Below are 16,601 nucleotides of genomic sequence, written 5' to 3' on the forward strand. Positions count from 1 at the left end.
AGGTCGAGCGTGCAGTCAGACGACGGCGATGGCGTCTATCTCGACCAACATCTCCTCGCGCGGGAGTCCCGTGAACACGGTCGTGCGGCTCGGCAGCACGTCGCCTGTCGTGTGCGCCGAGACGAACTCGCCATAGGCGTCGTTCATGATCGAGAAGTCCTCACGCTTGGTCAGGTACACGCGCAGCATGATGACGTCGTCGAACGTCGCCCCGCCGGCTTCCACGATTGCCTTGACGTTCTCCAAGGTCCGAGTGGTCTGCGCGGCGACGTCACCTGGGAACAGGTATTCGCTCGTCGCCGGATCCACCGGGCCCTGACCGGAAACCTGCACGAACGGCCCTTTCCGCACCCCCTGGGAGAAGGTGTGTGCCGGGGCCGGGGCACCGGTGGTGCGGATTTCGATCTTTTCGCTCATGATTTTCCTTCCATCGAACTGTCGTTTGTCAGTGGGCGGTCATATCGATCGGGCGGCCGCCAGCCCAGTCCTTCGGAAATTGCCGCTGCCGTGCCGCGCACTGCGGGCAGCGCAGCCAGTACCTGCTGATGGTCGAGCAACATGTCCGGTACCGACATGGACACCGCGGCCACCACATCTCCGGTCCCGTTGCGCACCGCGCAGCCGATGCAATTGACGAAAGACTCGTGTTCTTCACGGTCCTCCGCAAAACCCTGCTGGTCCACGAGCTCGAGCTCGCGCAGGTACTGCTCCGGTGTGCTGATCGTGCGTTCCGTGAACGGCGTGTACGTGATGCGTCGAGCGATCTCTTCTCGTTCGGCGCGCGGGCGGCCTGCGACCAGTATCTTTCCCACCGCGGTGCAGTGCAGCGGTGCCGGCCGGCCGACGCGTGAGTACATCCGCACGCTCTGCTGTGCGTCGAACTTGTCGATGTAGATGACCTCCCCCGCCTCGTACGTGGCCAGGTGCACCGTCTGGCCCGTGTCGGAGTTCAGTGCAGCGAGATGCGGTCGCGCGACGGTGCGCACGTCTCGCTGCTCGAGCGCGTGATTTGCGAGCTCGAACAGCCTCGAACCGAGTTGGTACCGGTGATCTGCTCCATGGCTGACGAACCTGTCCGATTCCATGGTCCGAAGCAGTCGCAGCACCGTCGTCTTGTGTACACCGAGGACTGCGGCGAGTTCGTCGAGTGACTTCGATCCGTCCCCGAGCAAACCCAGGATCGTCAGCGCCCTCGACAAGCTCTGGCTCACAACGCCGCCTCGGTGTGCACCGCTGCTACGGCCGCGTAGTCGAGTGTCGCCCATGCATTGTCGTCGATTCCGGCCAGTGCTGCCAGTTCGTCGTGCGGCAGGACTTTCGCCACATCACCGTGGCCGGTCAATGCGCCTGCGGCACAGAGATGTCCGAATCGCACACGCTGCGCCGCGCTGTATCCCATCAGCAACGCGGCCAGAAAGCCGCCGGCGAAAGCGTCACCTGCACCGATCTTTTCGACGACGTCGAGTGTCAATGCGGGAACGTCGACTCGCGCGACTCCCTCGAATGCCGTGACCGTGTGCGCATCGTTCTTGATCACCAGATGACGGGGCTCGGGAAACATCTCGCGTAGTTCCACCGGACTCGAGGTCCCGAACACCGAAGCGGCCTCGTCGGCACCCATCGACACGATGTCGCTACCGCGGACGTGCTCACCGAGGACGCGGGCCGCGTCGTCCGAACGCCCGGCCCACAAGGCCGGCCGATAGTTGAGATCGAAGCTGACAGTGGACGGGCCGGCCATGAGGCTTCGCGTCAATTGTTCCGCAGTGGGTGAGATGGCGACGGTGATGCCGGTGAAATGGACGATGTCGGCGCAGTCGATCGCCGCTCGCACCTCGTCGTGAATATCGTTGGGCGAGAGCGCAGTAGCAGCCGACAGAGACCGGTAGTACGTCATCGCGCTGTCTCCCAGAGGCAGGTCGTGACGGTGATCGGACCCCGATCCGCGCTCCTTGATGTAGAGGCCCGTCGGCCGCCCGTTATCGACGATCACGCCCGACGTGTCCACACCGGCAGCATCGAGTTCCGCGACCAGATATCGGCCGAACCCGTCGTCACCCACCCGCGAGACCCACGCAGCCTCGACACCCAGTTGGACGAGGACACGAGCCACGTTGGCTTCCGCACCTCCAGCCGTGCGATGGAACGTCTCCGACCGTTCCAGTGGGCCAGGGTCCGCGACGAGGACAGCGAGGCCTTCGCCTACACACACCACCCGGGGGGCTGCCATGTCCGTCTCCTCGAACTCTTGCGGGAATGCATCGTTGGATGCAGACTACAAATGAAAGACACGATACGCAACCGTCGTTGCATATAGCGCAACGCAAAACTCGAGGAGACTGCCGTGATCGACACTGCCGGAGTCGAGGCGCTGAGTCGACGACTCCTGGGGCCCGAACACAAATCGCTCCCAGCGAGATCGTGGGGACAGAGCGCCGAGAGCTTTCTGGCCACCGCGCCGCGGCTGTCCGAGTTCACCACCCCTGTACTCACCCTCGACAGGACACGCATCGCATCGAACGTCGATGTGATGGCGCAGTGGACCGAGAAGGCGGGCGTCCTCCTGGCACCCCACGGCAAAACGACCATGGCTCCCCAACTGTGGAAGCAACAACTGGATGCGGGCTGCTGGGCCATCACCCTCGCTACCGGTTGGCAAGTTCAGGTGGCACGCGCATTCGGTGTGGAGAGAATCGTTCTCGCCAATGCCGAAGTCGATCCTGTTGCTCTGAACTGGATTGCCGCCGAACTGGACTCGCATCCCGAGTTCGAGTTCTACTGCTGGGCGGACAGCGTCGCCACGGTGCGAGAGATGAACCGCATCCTTGCCGACCACGGTGATCGACCGGTGTCCGTCGTCGTCGAACTCGGCGGCGAGCACGGACGAACCGGCGCGCGAACGACCGAGGAGGCCGTCGCAGTAGGACGGGAGATCGCCGCGTCACCGCGTCTCGCACTGGCCGGTGTGGGCGGCTACGAGGGTGCTCTGAGCCACGACCGTTCCGAGGCCGGTCTCGCGGCAGTACGCACCTACCTCGACACTCTCGCCGCACTACATTGCACCTTCGATGCCGAGGGACTGTACGGCGATCACGCCATTGTGACCGCAGGCGGGAGCGCGTATCAGGATTTGGTGGTCGAACGTCTGCATTCTCTGACCTCGGGCAACGGCGTGCGCACCGACGTCGTGCTCCGATCCGGGGCCTACGTGGCGCACGACGACGGCTTCTATTCGCAGATCTCACCGCTGACTCCCGCCCGAACCGAGACGCCGTTGGTTTCCGCGATGCACGGATGGGCGCGAGTGGTGTCACGCCCCGAGCCCGGCCTCGCATTGCTGGACGCAGGTAAGCGCGACTTTCCATTCGACGAAGGAATGCCCGTCCCGCAACGTGTTCGAGGTAATGAGCTCCTGGATCAGGGCGCGGAGGTGACGGCACTCAACGACCAGCATGCCTTTCTTCGACTACCGGCAGACGACGCCGACGCACTTCCGGTGGGGGCGGTGCTGCGACTCGGCCTCTCGCACCCCTGCACTGCGTTCGACAAATGGCGTCTGATCCCCGTCGTGGACGACTCGGACAGCGACGACCCACTCGTGGTCGATCTGATACACACCTTTTTCTAGGAAGCAGAACTTGATGGCGGACACACTATTTCGCGGGTTCGACGTCATCGACGGCACCGGTTCCGCGCGGCTGCGTCGGGACGTTCTCGTCCGTGATGGCACCATTGCAGCACTCGTCGAGCCCGGAAGCCTTTCCAGTGCAGACAGAATCGTCGATGCAGCACCAGGTCACGTCCTGTCCCCCGGCTTCATCGACATGCATGCACACTCCGATCTGGGGTTGCTGACCGATCCTGGGCACTTCGCCAAGATCAGCCAGGGTGTCACCACCGAGGTGATCGGACAGGACGGCATCGCGTACGCGCCCATCGACGATGCGACGTTGGACGTCATCCGGCGACAGATCGCCGGGTGGAACGGCAATCCCGTCGATCTGGACTTCTCCTGGCGAACGGTTGCCGAGTATCTCGCCCGACTCGACCGAGGCATCACCCCGAACGCCGCATATCTGGTTCCGCAGGGAACGCTGCGCTACCTGGCCGTCGGTGCCGATCGACGTCCCGCAACGCCGTCCGAGATCACCCACATGCAGGAGTTGCTGGCGCAGGGCCTGCAGGACGGTGCCGTCGGAATGTCGAGCGGACTCACCTACACACCCGGAATGTATGCCGACACAAGCGAATTGCGAGCACTGTGTGAGGTAGTGGCAGACTTCGGCGGGTTCTATGCTCCCCACACCCGGTCGTACGGCGCGGGTGCACTCGACGCCTACCAGGAGATGCTCGATCTCTCCAGAGAAACCGGATGCGCCCTTCATCTGACCCACGCAACGATGAACTTCGGTGTCAATCGTGGTCGGGCACGTGAATTTCTCGATCTTGTCGACTCCGCGATCGCCGACGGCTGCGACGTCACGCTCGATACGTATCCGTACCTACCCGGGGCCACGACTCTGTCTGCGCTGCTGCCGAGTTGGGCGATGTCGGGTGGGCCGGACCGAGCGCTGGAACGACTCGACGATCCGGCCGAGCGTCGCCGCATAGCGCAGGACGTCGATGTCGACGGCTCGGACGGCTGCCACGGAGTCACCGTCGAGTGGGAGACGATTCAGCTCAGTGGAGTATCGAACCCGGAACTCGACCGGTACGTCGGTCGCACGATGGCCGACATCTCGGCGGACGAAGGGCTCGAGCCGGTCGACGTGTTCTTCGACTTTCTACGCCGCGACGCTCTGGCCACGACCATCCTGCAGCATGTCGGGCACGAGGAGAACGTTCGCGAGATCATGCAGCATCCGCGCCATATGGGCGGCAGTGACGCCATTCTCGTAGGCGAAAAGCCACATCCGCGTGCCTGGGGAACGTTCCCCCGCTATCTGGGCCACTACGTGCGGGACGAGCAACTGCTCTCACTCGAGGAGTGCATCAATCACCTCACGGGTCGTCCGGCTGCACGGTTACGACTGCGCAGGCGCGGCACGATCGCCGTGGGTCATGCTGCCGATCTCGTGGTGTTCGACCCGGACGCCGTTCGAGACACCGCCACGTTCGAAGAGCCCAAACAGCAGGCCGAGGGAATCAGCCACGTGATGGTCAACGGCACGTTCGCGATAGACGATTTTCTTCCCACCCACTCCTTGGCAGGCCATGCCCTGCGTATGGACTCAGCCAGAAAGCAGACGTCGTGAATGCACTGACGGCAATTCTCGAAGACCGCGCACTTGCCGTGGTGCGCGCGCCGCACATCTCGGATCCCGCCGCACTCGCACACGCCCTGGCCGGCGGCGGAATTCGCGCTGTGGAGCTCACGTTCACCACGCCGGGAGTCCTCGACCTCATCCGGGCCGCATCCGATGCGGGTGCCATCGTCGGGGCCGGAACGGTCCTCACAGCCGATCAAGCCCGGGCCGCCCTGGACTCGGGTGCCAGTTTCGTCGTGACACCGGGGCTGCGGTCAGACGTCGCCGCCGTGGTGACCGCCGCGCGCATACCGCTGATGATGGGGGCACTCACCCCGTCCGAGGTGATGACCGCGCTCGACCTCGGTGCAGACGCGGTGAAGATTTTCCCGGCGCGCACCGTCGGACCGGCCTATTTCAAGGATCTGCTCGGTCCGTTCCCGGATGCACGTCTGGTCCCGTCCGGCGGCGTCAACGCCGCAAATGCCGCGCACTTTCTGGCAGCCGGAGCAGTGGCAGTAACTGCCGGCACGGATGTGGTGCCGCCGAATTCTGTTGCTACCGCTCAGTGGGACGACATCGCAGCACGAGCCCGGGCATTCGTCCACGCCATCGAAACCGCCAACGAGAAAGAACTGTCATGAATTCTGCCGTCGACTGGCTGAGAACCTCGACACCCGGCCTTCTGGTGCTGTGCGGCATAGCAATCGCCGTGTTGCTCGTCGTGATCATCAAGATCAAACTGGAACCGTTCGTCGCACTGCTCATCGTCGGACTCGGCCTGGCCCTGGCTGCCGGTCTTCCGGTCAATCAAATCGTCGGAACCGCGATCAAGAGCAACGAGTCGTTGCTCGAGACCGGCTTCGGCGGAATTCTCGGGCATATCGCCGTCATCATCGGCCTCGGCACCGTACTGGGGGCCATACTCGAGAAGTCCGGCGGCGCACAGGCGTTGACCGCCAAGTTGCTCGGAATTTTCGGCGAACGCGGCGCACCCGTCGCGATGGGCCTGCTCGGATTGATCTTCGGTATCCCGGTGTTCTTCGACATCGGCATCTTCGTGCTCGCCCCGCTGGTGTACGTCGCCGCGCGCCAAGGCGGAAAGTCGCTGGTGCTGTACGCGTTGCCGATGCTCGCCGGCTTGTCGATGACGCACGCATTCTTGCCGCCGCACCCCGGGCCGGTGGCACTCGGTGGACTGCTCGAGGTCAATCTCGGTTGGCTGATCCTGTTCGGCTTCATCTGTGGCATACCCGGATTCATCGCTGCAGGCCTGGTGTGGGGAAACTGGATCGGTAAGCGGATCATCGTCGAGGTTCCGGACGACTTCATCAACGACGGGGACGACTCGCCCCGCGACTCGAACGGTGGCGCCGGTGCCGTCACCACCGCACGACCGGTGGTCACAACGCCTCCCTCGGTGGGCACCATCGGCGCGATCATCGCGGTGCCGCTGGTCCTCATCCTCGGTGCCACCTTCGGCAGCATCCTGCTCGACCCGGGCAATCTGCTCGAAGTGCTGACATTCTTCGGCACTCCGGCCGTCGCACTTCTCATTGCCGTGCTGATCGCGTTCTACGTTCTGGGCATCCGCCGCGGGTCCACCGTTCAGGAGCTGAGCAAGCTCACAGGTGAGTCGCTGCGCCCGGTCGGCATGCTGTTGCTCGTCGTCGGCGCGGGTGCTTTCTTCGGAAAGGTCATCTCTGCCACAGGGATCGGCACCGCACTGGCCGACACCATGGCGGCGGCAGGTCTACCGATCATCGTCCTGGCGTACATCATCAGTTGTGCACTGCGTGTCGCACAGGGTTCGGCCACCGTCGCGATCGTCACCACCGGTGGCATCGTGGGCCCACTCGTCGCAGCGCAGGACTACTCGGCCCCCGCCGTCGCATTGATCGCCATGTCCATCGCAGCGGGCTCGATCATCGCGAGCCACGTCAACGACGGAGGCTTCTGGATCATCTCGAAGTTCTTCAACCTCACCGTCAAGCAAACGCTACAGACGTGGACCGTCCTCGAGACGATTCTGTCCGTGGTCAGCTTCGCGGTTGCCGGCATTCTCTTCGCGATCATCGCCTAGCTCGACGGCGCGGTCGGGTGTCGATGTCGGCACCTGATCGCGCCACTGGGAGTGCACCTGATCACCGACGAAATGCGTGTTCTCTGCCGACATCTCCCGGCTGCCCGACCGTCCGACGAGATCGTCGATTCGGTCGTCCAGGCTGTGGGCACGAGCCATGGCGTCCGACGTACGTGCTTCACCCTCCGAAGATTCGACCAGATCGGCCAAACGAACCAACGCAGCCACTCGTCCCGTCAATTGGGTCCATACGACTTCCAGTGCGCGGCGACGTGATTCGACCTGTTCCGCCGTGTCCTCGTCGACCATCGTCCGACCTATACGGATCAACTCGTCCCCCACCGAGCGCAAAGACGTTGCATCGACCGAGATTTCGGCGAGCTCGACGAACAGATCGACCTGGCTTCGCTGAAACTCGAAGTACGTCGACTGCCACGCCGGCGAGCGAAGTATGCGATCGAACGAGGTGCCCGCGAGAAACAGCAGCGTGTCGTAGCGGTCCGAGAATCGGTCGTCTTTGCGATCGATCAACTGATCGACCACCCCGGCTGCCCACTGCACCCGTTTGTCGATGGGCGTTCTACGTGCAAACGTGCTGACTCGATCCTTTGCGGCGTCCGCCAACGTCAGACCTCGCTCGGCGAGCACCCCGTACTTGAGGGGTGCGGGCGTGTGCATCAATGCATCGAAGACCGCGTCGCGCTGTTCCAGGTCGAGATGAATACCTTCGCGACGTTCCTTGCGTGCCGCGCGGACGCCGTTGGCGTAATGCCGGTTCGACATCACCACCGTGGTTCGCAGATGCTCGATCCGCTTGTTCGACTCCGCGACTCGCAACTTGTAGACCAAGGCCGCGCCGGGCTTACCCGACGAATCCTTGGCACGCCATCGATCTCGCTCGTCCACCAACTGCCGCAAGGTTCCGAATCCCCCGACCGACGGGAGAGAACGCCCCGCACGCCACCGAGCGATGAGCACCGTTCTGGTTGCTCCGTCGACCCTGCCCGCCGCGACGGCCGTTGCGGCGGCGTCGGACAAGGGCTCGGAATGGCCGGGTAGCCGACAGTCGGCACAGAGGCGATGCACCCGGTCATCGAATCGAGCGCGCTGCTGTGCCGAATCGCCTGCATCGAACTGAGACATGATTTCTCCTCGGTCGCACCGCGGTCCGGCGTGCTCGCCGTCGAGTGTTCCAGAAAGTTCAGATCAACCCCTTCAGGGTTTCCTCCGTGTGCGGCTTCTTCTCGGCCAGCAAGGTGCGCGCCTCGTCCAGCCCCTCCCAGACATTCCACATCAGTACCCCGCGCACGACGGCATCGTCGTCGAGGTAGTAGACGACGCCTTCTTTGCCGATCGTCTTCCAGTCCTCCACCGTGTTCAGCGACGTTGCCACCGTTCCGATTGCCTGGTAGCCGTCGTCGTACACGTCGGAGTAGAAGTACGGAGTGTAGGTGTAGGCCGCGCCGGCACCTGCCATGTTGCGGCCCGCCGCTTTGCCCATCTCGGTTGCGTTGTCCACGTGCTCGATGCGTCGGCGACCGAGAATGGCGTCCGGGTAGTTGGCCACGTCGCCGGCCGCGTAGATGTGCTCGTCCGCGGTGCGCAGGAACTCGTCGACGACGATGCCGTTGTCCACCTCGAGACCTGCCGCCTCGGCCAGGTCTGTGCTGGGCCGGACACCGAGGCCGAACACGACCCCATCTGCTTCCACCGCGGACCCGTCGTCCAATTGCAGTTGAACACGAGCCGACGCCTCCGCTCCCGACGTGACCTTGGTTCCTCGGCGCACGGTGACCCCGTGATCGGAGAACCCTTTGTCGAATCCGGCGGCCAGCGAGCGGGGGAACATGTGGCTGCCCACGACGTCGTCGGACGTGACGAGGGTGACTTTGACACCCTGTTGAGACAGCGCTGCTGCGATTTCCGTTCCGATGTAGCCGCCGCCCACCACCGCTATGTGCTCCGCGGTCTCGGTCAGTTCCCGCAACATCCGGTAATCGGCGAAGGTGCGGAAGTAGATCACTCGTGGACTGGGCGACAGGTCGATCTGCGTCGGCGCTGCGCCGGTTGCGAACAAGAGCGTTCCGTACTCGTGGGTCTCACCGGCCGCTGTCGTGACCGCCTGCTTCGACCGGTCCACCGACGCGATACGCGTACCCGTATGGACCTCGGCACCGGTGTCCGAGGCGGTGCCGAGCGGAACCTGATCACGGCCGAAGTCGCTGTCGGTCCACAACTTCTTCGACAACGCGGGGCGCGTGTACGGCTCGTCGGAATCGGCTCCGAAGATCCCGATGGAACCCGTTGCGTCGTGTTCACGAATCCCACGAGCAGCACTGTCGGCAACCATTCCGCCGCCGATGATCAGGTAGTCGTATCGCATCGCTCACTCCTTGCACGTGGGGGTATCGACGACCTGGCTACCCGGAACGGCGTGAGCGCAACCACTCCGACGCCTCGGTTCGGAAGGCCGGAGCAAATCGAACCGAACGAACTGTATGCAGCATCACACCCCGTAAAGGTTGGCCCAGGCCCGTCCAGTGGGCATCTTGGTTTGCGAGACGAAACATCGCGTTCACACATTTTGGGTTGTAACGGTTCGGCTCGGACGAACGACTCACACCTCAGGACGCGAACAAAAGGAGACGATGTGACTGTTCAGATCGATTCGCTCGCAGCCGGCACCAGCAATGCCGACAATGCGATCGCAGACGTCGACCAACTCTTCGACGAAGTTTCAACGCTGGACGCCAACATCCTCGACGCCATCGAGCGCCGCACCCGCTTGGCGCGCACCCTCGCTGCCGTGGCGCCCGACGCCACCGTGTCGGACACCACAGCAGACCCCTACGCCGATCTCGGCAACGACGGCCGTGTTTTCTCGCGGATGCTTTCCCGCCTCGCGCAGATCACCCGGTAACGTCCTTCCCCCTTTATTTCGCAGTCCGCGGCCCCGTCGAGCACGTCTCGGCGGGGTCGCGTCGTGTCTGGGCACGGCACCGGTGAATTTGTCGACGGACCGTTGTCAGTACCGGCACGACCGTTGTTCGACGGTCGTGCCGGTACCCGACGAATAGGTGTCATCCATGTCCCGTTTGCTGTTCGCCAATATGCCTGTCCGCGATGTCGTGGCCACCCGCGCATTCTTCGAGGGTCTCGGCTTCGAGTTCAACGAGATTTTCAGCGACGAGAACACCGCCTCGATGATCGTCAGCGACCAGGCCACGGTGATGTTTCTGGCCACATCGAGGTTCGGGGGTTTCATCTCCGATTCGATCTGCGACACGACGTCCGCTCGTGAGGTACTGATGTGTATTTCGGCCGACAGCCGCGCCGAGGTCGACTCACTCACGGACGCGGCCATCGCTGCGGGTGGATCGAAGTGGATGGAACCGCAGGATCATGGGTTCATGTACGGCCGAGCATTCCGTGATCTGGACGATCACGTGTGGGAAGTGATGTGGATGGACCCCTCGGCCGTTCCGACGAGCTGATGTCGCTCAGAGGCGGTCGGGCAGTCCGAATCGATCGAACAGCGACAGATCGAAGAAGCAGGCGACATGCCCGACGCCTCGAGCGTCGACGTCGAGAACGTGTAGTTGGAACGGTCGATGTATTCCGTCCTCGCCCACCATGTAGAGCCCGTACGCAGGTTGACCGTTCGCTGATGTTGCCACCATCCGCATGTCGCCCGCTCCCTGTGCGGGGCAATTGTTTCGGATGAGAGATCCGATCGTCTCGGCTCCCTGATACCAGCCGACGAACGGGGGCATCTCCCACACCGCGTCCGAGGTGAAGAGTGTGACCAGCCGGTCGATGTCGTAACGCTCGAAGCACTCCACGTACTGGGCCAGGAGCTGGCGCAGTTCGGCAGATTCGATGGGTTCCACGTTGTCCAGTTCCGGAGCGATCTCCTCCAGTCGCTCGCGGGCCCGCTGCAGGAGGCTGTTGACCGCAGTGGTCGTCGTGGCGAGAACCTCGGCGACCTCGGAGGCCTTCCACTGCAACACCTCGCGCATCAACAGCACTGCGCGTTGTCTCGACGACAGATGCTGCAGCGACGCGACGAACGCGAGGCGAACCGACTCCCTCCCCACCACCAACGTGGCCGGGTCGTTCGAGTCGGCCAGATCCGAGTCGGCAATCGGTTCGAGCCACGGCACCTCGTTGTTCTGCACGAGTTCGTCGGTCGGGCCCGAACTCGGCGCGCCCAGCCCGGTAGGAAGCGGACGCTTGGCTCGCCCCTCGAGGGCGGTGAGGCACGTGTTCGTTGCGATTCGATACAGCCAGGTTCGCAGCGACGACCGGCCCTCGTACTTGGCGTACCCCCGCCAGGCGCGGATGTAGGTCTCCTGGAGCATGTCCTCGGCGTCGTGGATGGACCCGGTCATGCGGTAACAGTGCGCCAACAGCTCGCGACGGAACGGATCGAACTGCGCGACGAAGTCGTCGTTCTGCACAGATGCCACGGTCATGCGGAAGAGCTTAAACCGGGTTCGCCCGCATCGACGGCCGATCGCGCGCCACCGCCGGGATTGGTCGGGCCTCTGGGTTAACCTCGGCTCGTGACATCGCTCAGCAGCATCGACGACTTGGTAGAAGAGCTGTATCTGCATCGTCGTCGCGCGTGGGAAGCCGCACTCGTCACCGCACAGAATTTTCTCGAGACCATCGCCGACGAGATACTCGAAGATGTCGACCGAGACAGACTCAATGCCCAGACCGCGCGGATCAAGGACCCCGGCAGATCCGCCGACAAACTCCGTCGCTATCTGTCCGAGGGACGCATCAGCGAGCCCCACGACGCCGACGCCGTGGCCGACGCACTGCCCGATCTGGTCGGCATCAAGGTGCTGTGCAAGACCCCACGGGACCAGCTCTCGTTCGTCACCGCACTCGAGCGCGCGTGTACCGATCCGAAATGCTCGGTGCGGTTCGCGCAGCCTCCCACCGACTACGTCTCGTTTCCCAAGCCGAGCGGATACCGGGCATATCACGCTGTGCTTGTCGTACGAGTGGCCACTCATCAGGGCGACCTCGACGTGAAGGTGGAGGTTCAGGTCAAGACTCGACTGCAGGACGCGTGGGGCGAGCTGACCCACGAGGACATGTACAAGCCCGGTGAAGCACTCAAACCGACCAAGAAGCACACCGATTACGCCGCGCACATGGCGCACCTGCTCGATCAAGTCGACGCCATGGCCGACGATCTCGCCGCGCAGCTCGACTCGCTGACCGCCGCCTCGAAGGACGGCAGCGTGGTGGCACCCGACCCGATCCCCAAGGACCCCGACTTCATCCGGGCACGCGTCACGCGCACCGGCCCCCGCTACGCCCTGGCCGTCGGTCCGGACGGGCGCCGTGGGCTCGTCCCCGCACGCTCGGTCAAAGCCGTGATCGGCTCGACCGATCGCATCGCAGTCAACGATTACCTCGAGGTGGGCGACTACATCGACGTCGTCGTGGAGGACTCCGAGGACGCGCTGTACTACCACCTGACCTCGCAGCCGCCGCGGCGCACACAGGGGAAGAAACGCAAGCGCTGACCGGCGTTTCTCAGGAAGATCTCACGTCGGTCCGGTAAACATGCCATCTCGTGACCACTACCGAGAAATCCCAGGTCGTCACCGACGGCGATAGCGTCGCCGCAACTACGACCGGCACACGTGTCATCGGCCGTCTGCGCAGGAGACTCCGGTCTCCCGATGTGATGGTCCCGACCGTCGCGTTCGTGCTCCTTGCATCGCTGTACTCCACGATGTCCGTTCTCGGCCACCGTCAACTGCGCACATCGGGCTTCGACCTCGGTATTTTCGTGCAGCAGGTGGCGTCGTACTCGCAGTTCCGGGCTCCGACCTCCGATTTGCTGGGCACCGGCTACAACACTCTCGGCGATCACTTCTCGCCGATCACGACCCTGCTCGGCCCGGTGTATCGCGTCTTCCCTCATGCCGAAACGCTGCTCATCGCTCAGGCGGTTCTGTTCGCGCTCGCGGTGATTCCGATCAGCCGATTGGCGGTGCAGAAATTCGGCACTGTCGTCGGAACAGTGATTGCCGGCGCGTTCGGCCTGTCGTGGGGCGTACAAGCCGCGCTGAACTTCGACTTCCACGAAGTGGCCTTCGCGATGCCGTTATTGGCGATGTCCCTGGTGGCTCTCGTTCGCGAACGCTGGGTGCCCGCTCTGACATGGGCTCTTCCGCTGGTGTTCGTCAAAGAGGACATGGGTTTGACGGTCGTCGTCATCGGCGCACTGGTTGCCCTGTTCACCACCGGCCGCCCGCGCATCCTGGGCGCGATGACCGCGGTGTGGGGGCTGACCTGGGTGATAGTGGCCGTCAAGGTGATCGTTCCCGCGCTGAGCTCCGACGACTCGTACGGCCAGGGCTCGAAATTGCCGCCCATCGGCGAAGGGATCGCCGATACCGCGCACGGTCTGGTTGCCGGAGACTCCCGGGCCGCAACGGCGTTTCTGCTGCTTGCCGTCACGGGGTTCTTCGCGCTGCGCTCTCCACTCCTGCTGGTCGCGGTACCGACGGTCGCCTGGCGCTTCCTCAGCGACAACACCAACTTCTGGAAACCGATCTACCACTACAACGCCATTCTGATGGTGATCGTCTTCGTCGCCCTGATCGACGCCTTGGCACGCAGCGAGCGCCACGCCCAGCTGACCGAACGAGGTCGACGAGCGATCGTCGCCTTCGTCGCTGCGTTCGCACTGGTGGCACTACCGTTCCTGCCCATGTCGCGGATGGTGCACGCCGAGGAGTGGCGTGTCGATCCACAAGCAGCCACTGCCCGCGACATCTCGGCCTGGATCCCCGCCGGTGACCGCGTTGCAGCGTCGAACAACCTCGTGGCACAACTCGTCGCCGACCACGACGTCTCGGTGTTTCCGCAGCGACCGACCGACTCGACCGTCCCGGATTGGATCGTCGTCAACCGAGAACGGCCCGCGGGTTGGCCGACCGACGAACGCGGCGATCGGCAGGCGATCGACCGGGCACTGACCACCGGATACGACGTCGTCTACTCCGTGGACGGTATCGAGGTGCTGCACCGCAACTGAGCGGTCCCTACTAAGGTTTCGATCAGTTCGGGCATTTCGATACCGCGGGGTTCTCGAACTCTCGACATTCGACCGATCACGACAGCTACGGCAAGGCAGGTACAGGACATCGACGCTCGAACCGGCGACCTCGGCACCACCCGAACAGCATCGAAGCGGTCACCGTGGAATCGGAAGAATCCGTACCGCGCACAGGTGTCGAGCAACCGATTGCTGTCCGGTCCCACCTCTGCGAAAGAAGTACGACACTTCTCGATCGACCTCGGTGACAGCGGAATCACCTACGAGGCGGGAGACGGATTCGGCGTCAAACCCGTCAACGACGCCGCACTGGTCTCGGCCGTCATCGACCGTCTCGGTGTCCCCGCAGACACGGCCGTCCACACCAAGTCCGGAGAAATCACCCTCGCCCAGGCCCTGACCACCGAATACGAAATCGGCATACCCTCGATGGACCTGATAGAAGCCATCGCCGAGCGGGCCGGTGACGCCGAACTCGACCACGTGCTGCAGAACGGCGACCGGGCGTCGTTCGACGCGTGGACATGGGGACGCGACGTCGTCGACGTTCTCGACCTCGATCGGTCGGGTGCTCTCGACCCCGCCGAATTCCTGGGCCTGCTCCGTCCCCTGCAGCACCGCGTCTATTCGATCTCGTCGTCGCCGACAGCGCACGAGGGAAGCGTTCACCTGACCGTGTCGACCGTGAGATATCGATCGGCCGAGCGAGATCGCGGCGGGGTGTGCTCGACGTACTTGGCAGATCGTGTCGGCGACGCGCAGGAAGCGGGAGTGTTTCTTTCGGCCAACAAGTCGTTCCGACTTCCTTCCGACGACACTCCGATCATCATGATCGGTCCGGGCACCGGAGTAGCACCGTTCCGTGCGTTTCTGCACGAACGTCGGGCTCGCGGTGCATCGGGCCGAAACTGGCTGTTCTTCGGAGACCAACATCGAGCGAGCGACTTCCTCTACGAGGACGAACTCACGGACTTCGAGCGTGACGGTCTGTTGACCAGGCTGGATCTGGCGTTCTCGCGCGACCAGTTCGAGAAGATCTATGTACAGCACCGCATGCGCGAGGCCGGAAAACAGCTGTACGGCTGGCTCGAAGAAGGCACACAGATCTACGTCTGTGGAGACGCGTCACGCATGGCGCAGGGAGTCGACGAGGCACTCCACGAGGTCGTCGCCGAACACGGTGGGCGCTCCTCCGACGCCGCGGAGGACTACGTGAACGACCTCAAGCGCGCCAAGCGCTATCTGCGCGACGTCTACTGACGGGCCGTTCTTGTCGGACCCCCTCGCTACCGTCACGGGCACAGCAATGAAGTTCTCGTCCGAGTAGAGGGTGTGCACCGTGAACGCAGTGCAGAACGACCATTTCGACTCCACCACCGCGCGTGCATGGGGCACGTTCACCGAGAATCTGCACGCGCACCTGCGGTCGCTGCCGATGCGGGACTACATCACTGTGACGGCCGCGCAGGCCAGCCCGGGCGAGCGCGGGCTCCGGCCGTACATCGACATCGCAGCAACTCGAGACGGGGCTCTGGTGTCGATCGCGTCGCTGCCCTCGCTGCTGTATCCAGAGGCACCCGAGTCGGTCACCCTCGACGTTCAATTGCTCGACTTCGGGTGGCTGGACCGAGGCAAGCCCGTCGCAGACGGGTCGGTCATCGATCTCACGCGAACGGATTCGAGGGCCGACGCTGCTCTCGTCGCCGAGATGGTGACCCGGGCGTTCCGCGAGCTGTGGAACGTTCCCCATCCGTCGTTTCTCAGCGTGTGGGGCGTCGCCGCAGACGGAGCCGCCTCGGGGCCGATCGACCTCCAGCGCGGAATCGTCGGCGTCCGGTCCAGCACTGCCTGGGACAGCCGTGTCGACTCGACACCGACCGATCCCCCGTTCGACATCACCGACGTTCCCGACGAACTGCGATCACTGCACACCCTGTGCCAATTGACCGGTCGCAAACTCGACGCGCAAACAGTGCACTCGGTGTGCGTGGGGGCGGACATCGACGAACTCGGTGTACACGCGCTCGCCCTGCATCGCTCGGCTGCCGCACACTCGAACCGCAGCGCAGCCGAGGGAACAGGCACCTCGATCGCGGTGTGGACAGGACTGGCCCGAACCTGGCTGTTGGTTGCCCGCAGTATCGCAGCTGCAGCCGGATCGGACCGGCACGCCTGTCGCTGA

Annotated in this window: 16 protein-coding genes; 10 read left to right on the top strand and 6 right to left on the bottom strand. The window is 63.8% G+C overall.

Features of this window, described 5'->3' with window-relative positions; genetic code table 11:
* Positions 1 to 15 precede the first annotated feature (15 nt).
* Genes K414_RS0120720 through K414_RS0120730 form a run of 3 tightly spaced genes read right to left on the bottom strand, consistent with a single transcriptional unit; the run spans position 16 to position 2,230 of the window.
* A complete protein-coding gene (locus K414_RS0120720) occupies positions 16 to 417 on the bottom strand; it encodes a RidA family protein (RefSeq protein ID WP_027497684.1) in 402 nt (133 codons plus the stop codon).
* The gene (locus K414_RS27510) at positions 414 to 1,211 is read right to left on the bottom strand and encodes an IclR family transcriptional regulator (protein WP_051365195.1); all 798 of its coding nucleotides are present in this window, start codon (positions 1,209 to 1,211) and stop codon (positions 414 to 416) included. Before K414_RS27510 ends, K414_RS0120720 begins: the two co-directional genes overlap by 4 nt.
* Positions 1,208 to 2,230 carry a sugar kinase gene (locus K414_RS0120730; RefSeq protein ID WP_051365196.1) on the bottom strand — a complete coding sequence of 341 codons (1,023 nt, stop codon included), beginning with the start codon at positions 2,228 to 2,230 and terminating at the stop codon, positions 1,208 to 1,210. The genes K414_RS27510 and K414_RS0120730 overlap by 4 nt, the downstream gene beginning before the upstream one ends.
* 114 nt (positions 2,231 to 2,344) lie before the next feature.
* On the opposite strand from K414_RS0120730, the gene K414_RS0120735 reads away from it, so the two are divergent.
* Genes K414_RS0120735 through K414_RS0120750 form a run of 4 tightly spaced genes read left to right on the top strand, consistent with a single transcriptional unit; the run spans position 2,345 to position 7,329 of the window.
* A complete protein-coding gene (locus K414_RS0120735) occupies positions 2,345 to 3,628 on the top strand; it encodes an alanine racemase (RefSeq protein ID WP_027497686.1) in 1,284 nt (427 codons plus the stop codon).
* A 13-nt stretch (positions 3,629 to 3,641) separates the two neighbouring features.
* A complete protein-coding gene (locus K414_RS0120740) occupies positions 3,642 to 5,255 on the top strand; it encodes a D-aminoacylase (protein WP_027497687.1) in 1,614 nt (537 codons plus the stop codon).
* Complete coding sequence (gene eda / locus K414_RS0120745) at positions 5,252 to 5,890, top strand: bifunctional 4-hydroxy-2-oxoglutarate aldolase/2-dehydro-3-deoxy-phosphogluconate aldolase (RefSeq protein ID WP_027497688.1); 639 nt, start codon at positions 5,252 to 5,254, stop codon at positions 5,888 to 5,890. The genes K414_RS0120740 and eda overlap by 4 nt, the downstream gene beginning before the upstream one ends.
* The gene (locus K414_RS0120750) at positions 5,887 to 7,329 is read left to right on the top strand and encodes a gluconate:H+ symporter (protein ID WP_027497689.1); all 1,443 of its coding nucleotides are present in this window, start codon (positions 5,887 to 5,889) and stop codon (positions 7,327 to 7,329) included. The genes eda and K414_RS0120750 overlap by 4 nt, the downstream gene beginning before the upstream one ends.
* Here K414_RS0120750 and K414_RS27515 read toward each other — a convergent pair.
* Both K414_RS27515 and K414_RS0120760 read right to left on the bottom strand, forming a co-directional pair.
* Positions 7,246 to 8,472, bottom strand: a complete 1,227-nt coding sequence (locus tag K414_RS27515) for a hypothetical protein (protein WP_051365197.1) — start codon at positions 8,470 to 8,472, stop codon at positions 7,246 to 7,248. The two genes, K414_RS0120750 and K414_RS27515, sit on opposite strands and share 84 nt — an antisense overlap.
* 58 nt (positions 8,473 to 8,530) lie before the next feature.
* Positions 8,531 to 9,712 carry an FAD-dependent oxidoreductase gene (locus K414_RS0120760; protein WP_027497690.1) on the bottom strand — a complete coding sequence of 394 codons (1,182 nt, stop codon included), beginning with the start codon at positions 9,710 to 9,712 and terminating at the stop codon, positions 8,531 to 8,533.
* Between the two features lie 267 nt (positions 9,713 to 9,979).
* On the opposite strand from K414_RS0120760, the gene K414_RS0120765 reads away from it, so the two are divergent.
* Together K414_RS0120765 and K414_RS0120770 are read left to right on the top strand one after the other, a co-directional pair.
* Complete coding sequence (locus K414_RS0120765) at positions 9,980 to 10,249, top strand: hypothetical protein (RefSeq protein WP_027497691.1); 270 nt, start codon at positions 9,980 to 9,982, stop codon at positions 10,247 to 10,249.
* A gap of 166 nt (positions 10,250 to 10,415) precedes the next feature.
* Complete coding sequence (locus K414_RS0120770) at positions 10,416 to 10,823, top strand: VOC family protein (protein ID WP_027497692.1); 408 nt, start codon at positions 10,416 to 10,418, stop codon at positions 10,821 to 10,823.
* 6 nt (positions 10,824 to 10,829) lie between these two features.
* On the opposite strand, the gene K414_RS0120775 is transcribed toward K414_RS0120770, so the two are convergent.
* Positions 10,830 to 11,804 (bottom strand): sigma-70 family RNA polymerase sigma factor, encoded by a 975-nt coding sequence (locus K414_RS0120775; RefSeq protein WP_027497693.1) that lies wholly within the window; start codon positions 11,802 to 11,804, stop codon positions 10,830 to 10,832.
* A 90-nt stretch (positions 11,805 to 11,894) separates the two neighbouring features.
* Between K414_RS0120775 and K414_RS0120780 the strand changes: the two genes are divergently transcribed.
* The 4 genes from K414_RS0120780 to K414_RS27525 all read left to right on the top strand — a co-directional run bounded on the left by K414_RS0120780 (position 11,895) and on the right by K414_RS27525 (position 16,601).
* On the top strand, positions 11,895 to 12,875 hold the full coding sequence (locus K414_RS0120780) for a RelA/SpoT domain-containing protein (RefSeq protein ID WP_027497694.1): 981 nt from the start codon (positions 11,895 to 11,897) through the stop codon (positions 12,873 to 12,875).
* A gap of 50 nt (positions 12,876 to 12,925) precedes the next feature.
* Entirely contained in the window at positions 12,926 to 14,398 is a 1,473-nt protein-coding gene (locus tag K414_RS27520) for a DUF2079 domain-containing protein (protein ID WP_202595075.1), read from the top strand.
* 75 nt (positions 14,399 to 14,473) lie between these two features.
* Positions 14,474 to 15,679 carry a sulfite reductase subunit alpha gene (locus K414_RS0120790; RefSeq protein ID WP_272913807.1) on the top strand — a complete coding sequence of 402 codons (1,206 nt, stop codon included), beginning with the start codon at positions 14,474 to 14,476 and terminating at the stop codon, positions 15,677 to 15,679.
* A 79-nt stretch (positions 15,680 to 15,758) separates the two neighbouring features.
* Positions 15,759 to 16,601: a hypothetical protein gene (locus tag K414_RS27525; protein WP_051365199.1), complete on the top strand. Its 843-nt coding sequence runs from the start codon at positions 15,759 to 15,761 to the stop codon at positions 16,599 to 16,601.

It is taken from the genome of Rhodococcus sp. JG-3 (assembly GCF_000482405.1).
Taxonomy (GTDB): domain Bacteria; phylum Actinomycetota; class Actinomycetes; order Mycobacteriales; family Mycobacteriaceae; genus Rhodococcoides; species Rhodococcoides fascians.

What these genes read in the sequence shown, in the direction of transcription:
- K414_RS0120720 (WP_027497684.1), bottom strand. Translation starts at nt 417, where the DNA reads ATGAGCGAAAAGATCGAAATCCGCACCACCGGTGCCCCGGCCCCGGCA.
- K414_RS0120730 (WP_051365196.1), bottom strand. Translation starts at nt 2,230, where the DNA reads ATGGCAGCCCCCCGGGTGGTGTGTGTAGGCGAAGGCCTCGCTGTCCTC.
- K414_RS0120740 (WP_027497687.1), top strand. Translation starts at nt 3,642, where the DNA reads ATGGCGGACACACTATTTCGCGGGTTCGACGTCATCGACGGCACCGGT.
- K414_RS0120750 (WP_027497689.1), top strand. Translation starts at nt 5,887, where the DNA reads ATGAATTCTGCCGTCGACTGGCTGAGAACCTCGACACCCGGCCTTCTG.
- K414_RS27515 (WP_051365197.1), bottom strand. Translation starts at nt 8,472, where the DNA reads ATGTCTCAGTTCGATGCAGGCGATTCGGCACAGCAGCGCGCTCGATTC.
- K414_RS0120760 (WP_027497690.1), bottom strand. Translation starts at nt 9,712, where the DNA reads ATGCGATACGACTACCTGATCATCGGCGGCGGAATGGTTGCCGACAGT.
- K414_RS0120770 (WP_027497692.1), top strand. Translation starts at nt 10,416, where the DNA reads ATGTCCCGTTTGCTGTTCGCCAATATGCCTGTCCGCGATGTCGTGGCC.
- K414_RS0120775 (WP_027497693.1), bottom strand. Translation starts at nt 11,804, where the DNA reads ATGACCGTGGCATCTGTGCAGAACGACGACTTCGTCGCGCAGTTCGAT.